At 44.0% G+C, this 10,699-nt stretch carries 19 protein-coding genes and 1 pseudogene; 14 read left to right on the top strand and 6 right to left on the bottom strand.

Going from position 1 to position 10,699, the window contains the following annotated elements; all coding sequences use genetic code 11:
- Both ACJHXB_RS24300 and ACJHXB_RS24295 read right to left on the bottom strand, forming a co-directional pair.
- Positions 1-138 (bottom strand): annotated as a pseudogene (locus ACJHXB_RS24300) (phage recombination protein Bet); the annotation flags it as partial.
- Positions 139-143: 5 nt separating this feature from the next.
- Positions 144-440 carry a host-nuclease inhibitor Gam family protein gene (locus ACJHXB_RS24295; protein WP_000995439.1) on the bottom strand — a complete coding sequence of 99 codons (297 nt, stop codon included), beginning with the start codon at positions 438-440 and terminating at the stop codon, positions 144-146.
- 138 nt (positions 441-578) lie between these two features.
- Between ACJHXB_RS24295 and ACJHXB_RS24290 the strand changes: the two genes are divergently transcribed.
- The gene (locus tag ACJHXB_RS24290; protein ID WP_000904075.1) at positions 579-884 is read left to right on the top strand and encodes a hypothetical protein; all 306 of its coding nucleotides are present in this window, start codon (positions 579-581) and stop codon (positions 882-884) included.
- A gap of 4 nt (positions 885-888) precedes the next feature.
- Here the strand turns inward: ACJHXB_RS24290 and ACJHXB_RS24285 are convergent, their stop codons facing one another.
- The 4 genes from ACJHXB_RS24285 to ACJHXB_RS24270 form a co-directional block, all read right to left on the bottom strand.
- A complete protein-coding gene (locus tag ACJHXB_RS24285) occupies positions 889-1,095 on the bottom strand; it encodes a hypothetical protein (RefSeq protein ID WP_000233584.1) in 207 nt (68 codons plus the stop codon).
- 142 nt (positions 1,096-1,237) lie between these two features.
- On the bottom strand, positions 1,238-1,426 hold the full coding sequence (locus tag ACJHXB_RS24280; RefSeq protein WP_100228279.1) for a hypothetical protein: 189 nt from the start codon (positions 1,424-1,426) through the stop codon (positions 1,238-1,240).
- A 145-nt stretch (positions 1,427-1,571) separates the two neighbouring features.
- Complete coding sequence (locus ACJHXB_RS24275) at positions 1,572-2,435, bottom strand: hypothetical protein (protein ID WP_000340376.1); 864 nt, start codon at positions 2,433-2,435, stop codon at positions 1,572-1,574.
- A gap of 66 nt (positions 2,436-2,501) precedes the next feature.
- The gene (locus ACJHXB_RS24270; protein ID WP_024185289.1) at positions 2,502-3,194 is read right to left on the bottom strand and encodes an XRE family transcriptional regulator; all 693 of its coding nucleotides are present in this window, start codon (positions 3,192-3,194) and stop codon (positions 2,502-2,504) included.
- Positions 3,195-3,304: 110 nt separating this feature from the next.
- Here ACJHXB_RS24270 and ACJHXB_RS24265 point away from each other — a divergent pair, with 110 nt between their 5' ends.
- The 13 genes from ACJHXB_RS24265 (at position 3,305) to ACJHXB_RS24205 (ending at position 10,682) form a co-directional block, all read left to right on the top strand.
- Positions 3,305-3,532, top strand: a complete 228-nt coding sequence (locus ACJHXB_RS24265) for a helix-turn-helix domain-containing protein (protein ID WP_000184665.1) — start codon at positions 3,305-3,307, stop codon at positions 3,530-3,532.
- Positions 3,533-3,562: 30 nt separating this feature from the next.
- Positions 3,563-4,102 carry a toxin YdaT domain-containing protein gene (locus ACJHXB_RS24260; RefSeq protein ID WP_001566184.1) on the top strand — a complete coding sequence of 180 codons (540 nt, stop codon included), beginning with the start codon at positions 3,563-3,565 and terminating at the stop codon, positions 4,100-4,102.
- On the top strand, positions 4,099-5,118 hold the full coding sequence (locus tag ACJHXB_RS24255; protein ID WP_077764625.1) for a replication protein: 1,020 nt from the start codon (positions 4,099-4,101) through the stop codon (positions 5,116-5,118). The genes ACJHXB_RS24260 and ACJHXB_RS24255 overlap by 4 nt, the downstream gene beginning before the upstream one ends.
- The gene (locus ACJHXB_RS24250; protein WP_001588483.1) at positions 5,115-5,816 is read left to right on the top strand and encodes a replication protein P; all 702 of its coding nucleotides are present in this window, start codon (positions 5,115-5,117) and stop codon (positions 5,814-5,816) included. Before ACJHXB_RS24255 ends, ACJHXB_RS24250 begins: the two co-directional genes overlap by 4 nt.
- Positions 5,813-6,115, top strand: coding sequence for a protein ren (locus tag ACJHXB_RS24245; protein ID WP_000145912.1), 303 nt, complete (start codon positions 5,813-5,815; stop codon positions 6,113-6,115). The genes ACJHXB_RS24250 and ACJHXB_RS24245 overlap by 4 nt, the downstream gene beginning before the upstream one ends.
- A gap of 67 nt (positions 6,116-6,182) precedes the next feature.
- Complete coding sequence (emrE, locus tag ACJHXB_RS24240; protein ID WP_001070442.1) at positions 6,183-6,515, top strand: multidrug efflux SMR transporter EmrE; 333 nt, start codon at positions 6,183-6,185, stop codon at positions 6,513-6,515.
- Positions 6,516-6,563: 48 nt separating this feature from the next.
- On the top strand, positions 6,564-6,713 hold the full coding sequence (ylcJ, locus tag ACJHXB_RS24235; RefSeq protein WP_032161670.1) for a protein YlcJ: 150 nt from the start codon (positions 6,564-6,566) through the stop codon (positions 6,711-6,713).
- A 57-nt stretch (positions 6,714-6,770) separates the two neighbouring features.
- Positions 6,771-8,297: a recombinase family protein gene (locus tag ACJHXB_RS24230; protein WP_000709069.1), complete on the top strand. Its 1,527-nt coding sequence runs from the start codon at positions 6,771-6,773 to the stop codon at positions 8,295-8,297.
- Positions 8,298-8,408: 111 nt separating this feature from the next.
- Positions 8,409-8,726, top strand: a complete 318-nt coding sequence (locus ACJHXB_RS24225) for a P22AR C-terminal domain-containing protein (protein ID WP_001567061.1) — start codon at positions 8,409-8,411, stop codon at positions 8,724-8,726.
- A gap of 204 nt (positions 8,727-8,930) precedes the next feature.
- Complete coding sequence (locus ACJHXB_RS24220; RefSeq protein ID WP_000068668.1) at positions 8,931-9,860, top strand: hypothetical protein; 930 nt, start codon at positions 8,931-8,933, stop codon at positions 9,858-9,860.
- A 98-nt stretch (positions 9,861-9,958) separates the two neighbouring features.
- Positions 9,959-10,060: a hypothetical protein gene (locus tag ACJHXB_RS24215; protein ID WP_001309322.1), complete on the top strand. Its 102-nt coding sequence runs from the start codon at positions 9,959-9,961 to the stop codon at positions 10,058-10,060.
- On the top strand, positions 10,057-10,512 hold the full coding sequence (gene ybcN / locus ACJHXB_RS24210) for a DNA base-flipping protein YbcN (protein ID WP_001053033.1): 456 nt from the start codon (positions 10,057-10,059) through the stop codon (positions 10,510-10,512). The genes ACJHXB_RS24215 and ybcN overlap by 4 nt, the downstream gene beginning before the upstream one ends.
- Complete coding sequence (locus ACJHXB_RS24205; RefSeq protein ID WP_000224919.1) at positions 10,512-10,682, top strand: NinE family protein; 171 nt, start codon at positions 10,512-10,514, stop codon at positions 10,680-10,682. The genes ybcN and ACJHXB_RS24205 overlap by 1 nt, the downstream gene beginning before the upstream one ends.
- The last annotated feature ends 17 nt before the right edge of the window (positions 10,683-10,699 follow it).

Raw genomic sequence — 10,699 nt, 5'->3', positions numbered from 1 at the left:
TGCGATGAACTGCGCATCGCTGGCATCACCTTTAAATGCCGTCTGGCGAAGAGTGGTGATCAGTTCCTGTGGGTCGACAGAATCCATGCCGACACGTTCAGCCAGCTTCCCAGCCAGCGTTGCGAGTGCTGTACTCATCCGTTTTATACCTCTGAATCAATATCAACCTGGTGGTGAGCAATGGTTTCAACCATGTACCGGATGTGTTCTGCCATGCGCTCCTGAAACTCAACATCGTCATCAAACGCACGGGTAATGGCTTTTTTGCTGGCCCCGTGGCGTTGCAAATGATCGATGCATAGCGATTCAAACAGGTGCTGGGGCAGGCCTTTTTCCATGTCGTCTGCCAGTTCTGCCTCTTTCTCTTCACGGGCGATCTGCTGGTAGTGACGCGCCCAGCTCTGAGCCTCAAGACGATCCTGAATGTAATAAGCGTTCATGGATAAACTCCTGAAATTTTGATGTGCGGATCCAGACAGTGCGTTAACTGCATAGTTGTTTGAATGAACTCGCTTGATTAATCAAAATGTTGGATCACACTATGTCTTGCTCAAAATCTGATAAATAAGGTGTCTAGAATGCTGATTGATAAGTTAAAGTCTTCTCCGATGTACCCAACCGCAGAAATGGGTAAGCAGTCGAAAAAGAATCATTGGTATGTAAGGGAAAAGGGGAGTGATCAACCGCAAGACCAGACCTGGAGAGCTTGGTGGGAATCTCGCTCGCTTGGCAAAGGCCATATCAATTGGAGATCTACATGCGTAGCAGAAAATGTACTCGATCCATTCAATCCGCCATCTCGGTTTGAGGTTGATTTCAAAGCCCCTGATGGGAGTATCTACAACCTTGAATTTGCTTTGGCTCCACACGGCCCAAACAAGTGAGTAGTTAGTGGCTCAGACCACCGCCAGTACCATTCAGGTAAACCTCCACGAGCAAATCTTTTGTGTACGTTCGTTCGATGCCGCGATGCAAGTAAAGCCGACCGCGCAAATTAGCTGATGCCGTCCAGGTACCATCTTTGTGTTTAACCAGCATACCTGGCCGGACGGCACCGCGATTAACGGTCTGAGTTCCGTAATGTTGATGAACCATAAAAACTCCTGCCCGTAAGCTGGGCTGCTGAACATATAGAGACTTCTGCGCGTATTCAGGCGGTGGATGGCCGCCAGTTGTCATAACTAAGCCGCCTCGTTGAAGCGACTGAGGTATGAAGTGTTGAGTTGATTTCAGCTGGTCACACCGACGTTAACGCGTCCGCTTCACCCCTCGCACTCCCCGGAGCCTGCTGAAATTCAAGCTGCGGATCTAAGCGGTCATCGCAACGGCGAATCAGGTGGTTGCCGTATCGTTGTGTTGTTGCGACATGGTGATAATAGCTATTGCTATTAGTGATATCAATACTTATTGCTATTGATTGATGCATTTTGATATTAACTGTTTGATAGCAAAAGGAATTAATTTTGTGACTTGCATCGCATAGCGATAACTGAAGCGGGGGTTATGGTGGTTTTTTGAACGGTGTGTGATGAGGGGAGGCAAAAGAAAACCCGGCACGACGGCCGGGGAAATCATTTCGCATCTACAATAAATAACCTGTTTATCTGGCCTTTTTTAACAGTAGCCTTTGCGGTTATAGTGAATACTGCAGATGGATCACCTTTGGTTGATATATATGCACTAAGAGCTCTAATATACGGGTTATTCTTCTTTCCTGCAGCTGGATCGCTAATTTCAGCAGTGATTCTCTTTTTTGAGTCATCACCATCTAAAATTATTTTAGCTGTCATATTTTGTGCATCAAATTCTGTAAGAAAAGCACGATACTCACGAAGACCGAGAACTTCATCATCATCAAGCCTATCAATTTCAGCTTTATCTCTCTCATTAACTTTTAGAAGGCAGCCGTCAACATTTGTTGCAACACTTATCTGATCGCAAGTATTACCAATAGGTGATACTGCCTGCCTTACAGAGGGGCGAAGCTCTACAGCCATTCGGTCAATCAAAGAGATCAACTTATCAATGGTTCCAGCATCCTTGTTTCCTAGTGCCTCTATGGCCTTTTCAAGTGACTGCTGCAAAGCTTTCATTTCATCTTTCTTGTTAGAATTTCTCGCAAAAATATATTGTAGTATTGCGCCAAGTATAGTTGCGGCGATCCCCGAGAACAACTGGTTCTGAGTGGCGAAGTTAAGAACTGCTTCAAGAGTAAAGCAGTTAGCTTTTGCTTCGCGTGCGTAAACCTTAACTTCCTGATAATTAATGTATTTACTATATTTTTGTGTAACAGAGAAAGAAGCTGCTGTTGAGAGAACTTTAGAAAAACCCTTTAGGGATTCTCCTAGGCAGTTCAAATCTATTTCATGATTTAAAGCATCTTTTCCGTCATACCTAAGAGAGATTTTTATATCCTGTAAAGCGTCACAATCCATAAATCGCTCTCGTCTAATTCTAATTAAATTTACTATCCCCTAAACGACTCATCAGCACAGTACTGATTATCCATGTTTCCTGTACGTCTGGGGCATGCTCCCAATAACCTTACCGAAGATGAACACCCGGTTCATCTCGTCTTTCTCGATCGGGTCCCACGGTGAGTAGCTCTTGTTATCAGAGATAACCAGCAGCTTATCCTTCATCATTTGCAGGCGCTTTACATGGGCGGTGTCGTCGTACAGAAACGCATAGATGCCATCACCGTCGAAAGATTTAACCGTGATATCAACGAACAGCAGATCACCTGGTTCGATCGTTCCTGACATGCTGTCACCACGCACGTTAATGATGCGGATATTTTCCGCCTTCCTGCCATCGAACATGTGACGAGCATCGTCAAACGAGTACTCAACCGAGCGTAGGACTTCTACAAACTCACGGTTGATGACTCCCGGCCCGGCACTCACTTCTATATCAAGAACGTCAATCTTGAAGTATTTGGAATGGTTGACAGTAGGCTTCCCTGATTGTTGACCGTCATTTCTCATCGGGCCTATGCCTGATGAGAGCCACTCTGTTCGAACACCCAATGCATTAGCTATTTCAACAATTTTTGTTGAGCCGCGCGCGTTGCCGCTTGTCAGTCTCCAGATTGTGGGTTGAGCTACGCCAGACGCCTTTGCAAGAGCGCCTTGAGACATCCCAGATTGTTCCATCGCTAGGTTTAAGCGATCAGCAAGAGTTTCTTTTTTCATAAGTTTTAATTTATACGCTTGCGTATTGATGGTCAAAACACGTTTTGCTATTGCCATGGTTAATACGCATTGCTATTATTCATTCATTGTAATACCAATAGGAATTGATAATGACAAATCAAACCATTCAACTCGCAATCAGTATTACAGGTAGTCAAAAACGACTGGCAGATCTATGCGGTGTAGCCCAGCCCACTGTTTGGCGTTGGCTACACGGTGGCGGAATTGATGCCCGCTATGTAATGAAAATTGTCTCAGCCACTGGTGGAAAGATTAAGCCAGCAGATATTCGTCCCGACCTCGCACCATTGTTTAACGCGAGTAATTCTGCCGCCTAATCTGCGGCGTTAACTGATAAGGCGATGATTATGCAACCACTTACATACCAACAGACTAGCGGATTTAGCCCGACTGCGGTGATAAATCGTTCTCAAATAAAACAGGTGCCAGGCCACGAAAAAATTCGTGATGCCGTCCGCGCCTGGTCTGCTGAAGATAATCAGGATGTAGTTGCCGCACTCATTGTGAATGAGTATCGAGCACAGGGCGGCGGCACCATCGATTTTCCTGATGATGTCAGTCGTGCACGCCAGAAGCTGTTCCGCTTCCTCGATAACAAATTCGATTCTGAAAAATACCGAAATAACGTGCGTGAACTGACCCCGGCAATTCTGGCGGTACTACCGCTGGAATATCGCGGCCACCTGGTTGAGCAGGATAGCTTCATGGCTCGGCTGGCTGAAATGGAAAAGGAACTCAGTGAGGCAAAGCAGGCGGTCATTCTCAACGCACCACGCCACCAGAAACTGAAGGAGATGAGTGAAGGCATTGTGTCGATGTTTCGAGTGGACCCGGATCTGGCTGGTCCATTGATGGCGATGGTCACCACCATGCTGGGGGCAATATGACAGGTTCAAAAATGGCGAAAGTCGGTCTGCGGGAACAGAACCGACTTTCAGGTGCAAATCGTAACACACTCATTGCGGGAGGAATTATGGCAAACACTGCTGAGATATTCAATTTTCCAGTGCCGGATGCGGCACAAAAGGAGCCGCGCGTGGCAGATCTCGATGATGGTTATACGCGCATTGCAAATGAGTTGCTGGAAGCTGTAATGCTGGCCGGATTAACACAGCACCAGCTTCTGGTCTTCCTGGCTGTCATGCGCAAAACATATGGCTTTAATAAAAAACTGGATTGGGTGAGCAACGAGCAACTTTCCGAGTTGACCGGGATATTGCCGCACAAGTGTTCTGCTGCAAAAAGTGTTCTGGTAAAGCGTGGGATTTTTATTCAGAGCGGGCGGAATATCGGCATTAATAATGTGGTCAGTGAATGGTCAACATTACCCGAATCAGGTAAGAAAAATAAAGTTTACCTGAAAGAGGTAAATTTACCTGAATCAGGTAAAAAAAGTTTACCCAAATCAGGTAAAGACGTTTACCCGAATCAGGTAAACACAAAAGACAAACTAACAAAAGACAATATAAAACCTTTTTCGTCCGAGAATTCTGGCGAATCCTCTGACCAGCCAGAAAACGACCTTCCTGTGGAGAAACCAGATGCTGCAATTCAGAGCGGCAGCAGGTGGGGGACAGCAGAAGACCTGACCGCCGCAGAGTGGATGTTTGACATGGTGAAGACCATCGCGCCATCAGCCAGAAAACCGAATTTTGCAGGGTGGGCTAACGATATCCGCCTGATGCGTGAACGTGACGGACGTAACCACCGCGACATGTGCGTGCTGTTCCGCTGGGCATGCCAGGACAACTTCTGGTCCGGTAACGTGCTAAGTCCGGCCAAACTCCGCGACAAGTGGACCCAACTCGAAATCAACCGTAACAAGCAACAGGCAGGCGTGACAGCTAGCAAACCAAAACTCGACCTGACAAACACAGACTGGATTTACGGGGTGGATTTATGAAAAACATCGCCGCACAGATGATTAACTTTGACCGTGAGCAGATGCGTCGGATCGCCAACAACATGCCGGAACAGTACGACGAAAAGCCTCAGGTACAGCAGGTAGCGCAGATCATCAATGGTGTGTTCAGCCAGTTACTGGCAACTTTCCCGGCGAGCCTGGCTAACCGGGACCAGAACGAACTGAACGAAATCCGCCGCCAGTGGGTTCTGGCTTTCCGGGAAAACGGGATCACCACAATGGAACAGGTTAACGCAGGAATGCGCGTAGCCCGTCGGCAGAATCGACCATTCCTGCCATCACCCGGGCAGTTTGTTGCATGGTGCCGTGAAGAAGCATCCGTTATTGCCGGACTGCCAAACGCCAGCGAGCTGGTTGATATGGTTTACGAGTATTGCCGGAAGCGTGGCCTGTATCCGGATGCAGAGTCTTATCCGTGGAAATCAAACGCGCACTACTGGCTGGTTACTAGCCTGTACCAGAATATGCGGGCCAATGCGCTTACTGATACGGAATTACGGCGCAAGGCTGCCGATGAACTGACTTGTATGACCGCGCGAATTAACCGTGGTGAGGCGATCCCTGAACCAGTAAAACAACTTCCTGTTATGGGCGGTAGACCTCTAAATCGTGCACAGGCTCTGGCGAAGATCGCAGAAATTAAAGCTAAGTTCGGACTGAAAGGAGCAAGTGTATGACGGGCAAAGAGGCAATTATTCATTACCTGGGGACGCATAAGAGCTTCTGTGCACAGGACGTTGCCGCGGTAACAGGCGCAACCGTAACCAGCATAAATCAGGCTGCGGCTAAAATGGCGCGGGCAGGAATCCTGGTCGTTGATGGTAAGGTCTGGCGAACGGTGTATTACCGGTTCGCTACCAGAGAAGAACGGGAAGGAAAGGTGAGCACGAATCTGATTTTTAAGGAGTGTCGCCAGAGTGCCGCGATGAAACGCTTATTGAGGGTATATAAAAGAACATCAATGGGTACACAATGATGAAACAGGTGAGTTGATTTCAAACTGTAGTACAATTCTCTCCAGTTTGAACAGGAAAGAATATGCTATGAACCCTTATATTTATCTTGGTGGTGCAATACTTGCAGAGGTCATTGGTACAACCTTAATGAAGTTTTCAGAAGGTTTTACACGGTTATGGCCATCTGTTGGTACAATTATTTGTTATTGTGCATCATTCTGGTTATTAGCTCAGACGCTGGCTTATATTCCTACAGGGATTGCTTATGCTATCTGGTCAGGAGTCGGTATTGTCCTGATTAGCTTACTGTCATGGGGATTTTTCGGCCAACGGCTGGACCTGCCAGCCATTATAGGCATGATGTTGATTTGTGCCGGTGTGTTGGTTATTAATTTATTGTCACGAAGCACACCACATTAAAAATAATTTGTTTCTAAACGACTAAAATATGGAGGCTCTTATATTTATATGAGCCTCGTTTTATGCTTTTTGTTAATGTCTTTATTTTTTATGTATTCATTTGTGCTTTCAAGATTATGGCGTAAGAAAATTGCAATACGATTATTGTTGTATATTCAAGATAATGTGATCTTAATTGTCTTTTTAAATAAAAATTAAACAAAAATTATATCTCACCACTAAGGTTTATAAAAGCATACGTTAGCAGGTGTCACCATGAAAAAAGCCATAGCATATATGCGATTTTCATCACCAGGTCAGATGTCTGGCGACTCATTAAACCGACAGAGAAGACTTATTGCTGAATGGTTAAAGGTAAATAGTGATTATTATCTTGATACCATAACATATGAAGATTTAGGATTAAGTGCATTCAAAGGAAAGCATGCACAATCAGGAGCTTTTTCGGAATTTTTAGATGCTATAGAGCATGGTTATATATTGCCAGGAACTACATTGTTAGTTGAAAGTCTGGACAGACTTTCAAGAGAAAAAGTCGGTGAAGCGATTGAGCGTCTGAAATTGATTTTGAATCACGGTATTGATGTTATAACTCTTTGCGATAATACAGTCTATAATATTGACTCTTTGAATGATCCATATTCATTAATAAAAGCCATACTTATAGCACAAAGGGCAAATGAAGAAAGCGAGATAAAGTCAAGTCGGGTTAAATTATCATGGAAGAAAAAACGGCAGGATGCACTGGAGTCAGGCACGATTATGACGGCGTCTTGTCCGAGATGGCTCTCCTTAGATGACAAAAGAACGGCTTTTGTTCCAGACCCCGACAGGGTGAAAACTATTGAGCTAATTTTTAAACTCAGGATGGAAAGGCGCTCATTGAATGCAATAGCCAAGTATTTAAATGATCATGCTGTAAAGAATTTCTCAGGAAAAGAAAGTGCATGGGGACCTTCTGTAATTGAAAAATTATTAGCGAATAAAGCTCTGATAGGTATATGCGTACCTTCATATCGTGCAAGAGGTAAAGGAATAAGTGAAATCGCTGGCTATTATCCCAGAGTCATATCAGATGATTTGTTTTACGCTGTGCAGGAAATTCGGTTGGCACCTTTTGGTATTAGCAATAGTAGCAAAAATCCTATGTTGATAAATCTACTTCGAACAGTTATGAAGTGCGAGGCTTGTGGTAATACCATGATTGTTCATGCGGTATCTGGAAGTTTGCATGGCTATTATGTTTGTCCGATGAGAAGACTGCATCGATGTGACAGGCCATCAATAAAGAGAGATTTGGTTGATTATAATATCATTAATGAGTTGCTTTTTAATTGTAGTAAAATCCAACCAGTTGAAAACAAGAAAGATGCTAATGAAACTTTAGAGTTGAAAATTATTGAGCTCCAGATGAAAATTAATAATTTAATTGCTGCATTATCTGTTGCGCCTGAAGTTACCGCTATAGCAGAAAAAATCAGAGTATTAGATAAGGAATTACGAAGGGCTTCTGTATCATTAAAAACTTTGAAGAGTAAAGCGGTGAGCTCACTTGGTGATTTTCATGCTATTGACTTAACCAGTAAAAATGGGCGAGAGCTATGTCGTACACTTGCCTATAAAACATTCGAAAAAATCATAATCAATACAGATAATAAAACCTGTGATATCTATTTTATGAATGGCATTGTTTTTAAACACTATCCTTTAATGAAAACAATATCCGCCCAGCAGGCGATAAGTACTCTCAAATATATGGTTGATGGTGAGGTTTATTTTTGAGTAATAATCACTTTTTCAACCGTGCTATAGTAAGAAAGTTAGGTAAGTACAATAAAATTATCTATCCTGAACGAAGCGTCCTGAGCTATGGTTTTACTATAGGGACTGCCAATGGATGCTGGCGTTCTCGTTCTAGCAGTTCAACAATCCCCAATCACAAAACAATTCACTGATAACGAACTTTGCACACTCGCCTGGTTATGGCGAGCAGGGAATGTGATGTTAATTGCCTACCAGAACGTTACTCATCTTCTTCAGGATGCGGAGCATGGTGAAGCTGGTCACTTCACTTCCATCGAGCAAGAATATCCCCAGATACTCAACAGAGCGCGAGCAATCCTCGTCCGAGAAACGGCACATGTAAAACTTCAGCCGTGGCAGGATGATAAGTGGAGTCGAGTATTGCCGTATTTGCGTCAAATCTGTTAGGAGTATAGCCGCCAGCCATGAGTGTTGTATTAAAACAAGGATGTCTATATATGGGATAGCGAGAGTATGAATATCAGTTATTTTGAGAGTTAACTGATTGTGAAATTAGTTTTTTTCACAAACGAGTGGGGTTACTATGATGAGTGTTCTAATGCATAGGGAATACCTAATTTTTTCAATGAATTCAAATTGATAGGATCAAAAATGGCACAACAGAGAACTACCTCCCTCAGATCCATACCTTTAGACTTAGATGTTAAGCAAGAGGCTGTCATTAACGGTATAGAAATGGGGGTACTCGATAACGGAATTCCGTACCTTACTCAGAATGGGTTGGCAAATGTTTGTGGTGTTCAGCGTTTGCGAATCAAGGAAATTACCGATGAGTGGGCTCAATCTGTTGAGAACGGTATTTTCAAAAAAGGAAGAATGACTTTTATTGGTACATATCTTCTTAATGAAGGTTTTACAGATGAAAAACTTTATATACCAATAATTCGAAATGGTGTTGAGTACCATGCTTATCCAGATGTTGTATGCATGGCTATACTTGAATACTATGCCTTTGAAGCAAAACAAGCAGAAAGTGAGACTGCAATTAGATCTTACAGAGAGCTTGCTAAAAAAGGCCTCAAGACATTTATATACGAGGCGCTAAAATATCAACCGGAGGACCCGTGGAGGCATTACCATGACAGAGTATCTTTATTAAAAGATAAGGGAACCATACCTGATGGGTATTTCATTATATTTAATGAAATTGCAGGTATGATGGTAGATCTCATCAATGCTGGATTAGCGATTAATCAGCATACCGTACCTGATGGCAGTGTTGGTTCTTGCTGGGCGCGTCACTGGAAAGCAAAGGGGTTAGCAACAGAATTTGGAGAAAGAGTAGACTGTGAGCATTATTACCCTGAAGATTTTCTTCAGGCAAGTTCCAATCCTCAGATCATTAATGCCTATCCTGATTCTGCATTGTCAGAGTTTCGTAGATGGTTTAAGCATGAATATTTAACCACAAAGTTCCCACCGTATATTCTTAAAAAATCAAACGTGCTTCCTGGTGGTACAGAAGATGCTAATCGTCTGATAGAAGCTTTCAAAAAATCAGAGCTAGAAAATAAACCATAATTGTTTTTTGGCTTTTGATTTTACATAATCATTTTGCCATAATCATGTCATCGGAGCCTGAACAACTCCGGTGACTTCTGCGCTAAACGGGGACGTTTATGCGCACATACAATCCAAACTCTCTTCTCCCTTCACAGATGCAGAGATGCACCTGCGATTTTTTGCATCCAGCGTTTGACCTCTGCGGAGGTGAAGCGTGAATCTCCCACAAGATGGCATCAAATTACATCGCGGTAACTTCACCGCTATCGGTCGGCAGATCCAGCCTTATCTGGAGGAGGGCAAATGCTTTCGCATGGTGCTTAAACCGTGGCGTGAGAAACGCAGTCTTTCCCAGAATGCACTCAGCCACATGTGGTACAGCGAAATCAGTGAATACCTCATCAACAGGGGTAAAACGTTCGCCACTCCAGCTTGGGTAAAAGATGCTCTCAAACACACATATCTCGGTTATGAAACCAAAGACCTGGTTGATGTCGTAACCGGTGATATCACCACTATCCAGTCGTTACGCCATACCTCCGATCTTGATACCGGAGAGATGTATGTCTTCCTGTGTAAGGTTGAAGCCTGGGCGGTGAATATTGGCTGCCACCTGACTATTCCGCAGAGCTGCGAGTTCCAGCTGCTCCGTGACAAGCAGGAGGCGTAATGGCTACACCGCTTATTCGTGTCATGAACGGACACATCTACAGAGTATCAAATCGTCGTAAGCGTAAGCCTGAGCCGAAGCCATCCGAAATACCAACACTGCTCGGATATACCGCTAGCCTGGTTGATAAAAAATGGTTGCGACTGGCAGCAAGGAGGAATCATGGCTGATTTGAGAAAAGCAGCGC

The sequence above is a fragment of the Escherichia sp. WS3227_2 genome (assembly GCF_046486495.1).
Classification (GTDB): Bacteria; Pseudomonadota; Gammaproteobacteria; order Enterobacterales; family Enterobacteriaceae; genus Escherichia; species Escherichia coli.
This window is presented reverse-complemented; position numbering and strand designations above follow the sequence as displayed.

Bases quoted from the DNA above. Each gene is read 5' to 3' on its own strand.
- ACJHXB_RS24230 (WP_000709069.1), top strand. From the start codon at position 6,771: ATGAAAAAAGCCATAGCATATATGCGATTTTCATCACCAGGTCAGATG.
- ACJHXB_RS24260 (WP_001566184.1), top strand. From the start codon at position 3,563: ATGCAACCACTTACATACCAACAGACTAGCGGATTTAGCCCGACTGCG.
- ACJHXB_RS24280 (WP_100228279.1), bottom strand. From the start codon at position 1,426: ATGCATCAATCAATAGCAATAAGTATTGATATCACTAATAGCAATAGC.
- ylcJ (WP_032161670.1), top strand. From the start codon at position 6,564: ATGAGCCTCGTTTTATGCTTTTTGTTAATGTCTTTATTTTTTATGTAT.
- ACJHXB_RS24295 (WP_000995439.1), bottom strand. From the start codon at position 440: ATGAACGCTTATTACATTCAGGATCGTCTTGAGGCTCAGAGCTGGGCG.
- ACJHXB_RS24225 (WP_001567061.1), top strand. From the start codon at position 8,409: ATGGATGCTGGCGTTCTCGTTCTAGCAGTTCAACAATCCCCAATCACA.
- ACJHXB_RS24270 (WP_024185289.1), bottom strand. From the start codon at position 3,194: ATGAAAAAAGAAACTCTTGCTGATCGCTTAAACCTAGCGATGGAACAA.
- emrE (WP_001070442.1), top strand. From the start codon at position 6,183: ATGAACCCTTATATTTATCTTGGTGGTGCAATACTTGCAGAGGTCATT.
- ACJHXB_RS24250 (WP_001588483.1), top strand. From the start codon at position 5,115: ATGAAAAACATCGCCGCACAGATGATTAACTTTGACCGTGAGCAGATG.
- ACJHXB_RS24220 (WP_000068668.1), top strand. From the start codon at position 8,931: ATGGCACAACAGAGAACTACCTCCCTCAGATCCATACCTTTAGACTTA.
- ACJHXB_RS24215 (WP_001309322.1), top strand. From the start codon at position 9,959: ATGCGCACATACAATCCAAACTCTCTTCTCCCTTCACAGATGCAGAGA.
- ACJHXB_RS24205 (WP_000224919.1), top strand. From the start codon at position 10,512: ATGGCTACACCGCTTATTCGTGTCATGAACGGACACATCTACAGAGTA.
- ACJHXB_RS24275 (WP_000340376.1), bottom strand. From the start codon at position 2,435: ATGGATTGTGACGCTTTACAGGATATAAAAATCTCTCTTAGGTATGAC.
- ACJHXB_RS24245 (WP_000145912.1), top strand. From the start codon at position 5,813: ATGACGGGCAAAGAGGCAATTATTCATTACCTGGGGACGCATAAGAGC.
- ACJHXB_RS24255 (WP_077764625.1), top strand. From the start codon at position 4,099: ATGACAGGTTCAAAAATGGCGAAAGTCGGTCTGCGGGAACAGAACCGA.
- ACJHXB_RS24265 (WP_000184665.1), top strand. From the start codon at position 3,305: ATGACAAATCAAACCATTCAACTCGCAATCAGTATTACAGGTAGTCAA.
- ACJHXB_RS24285 (WP_000233584.1), bottom strand. From the start codon at position 1,095: ATGGTTCATCAACATTACGGAACTCAGACCGTTAATCGCGGTGCCGTC.
- ACJHXB_RS24290 (WP_000904075.1), top strand. From the start codon at position 579: ATGCTGATTGATAAGTTAAAGTCTTCTCCGATGTACCCAACCGCAGAA.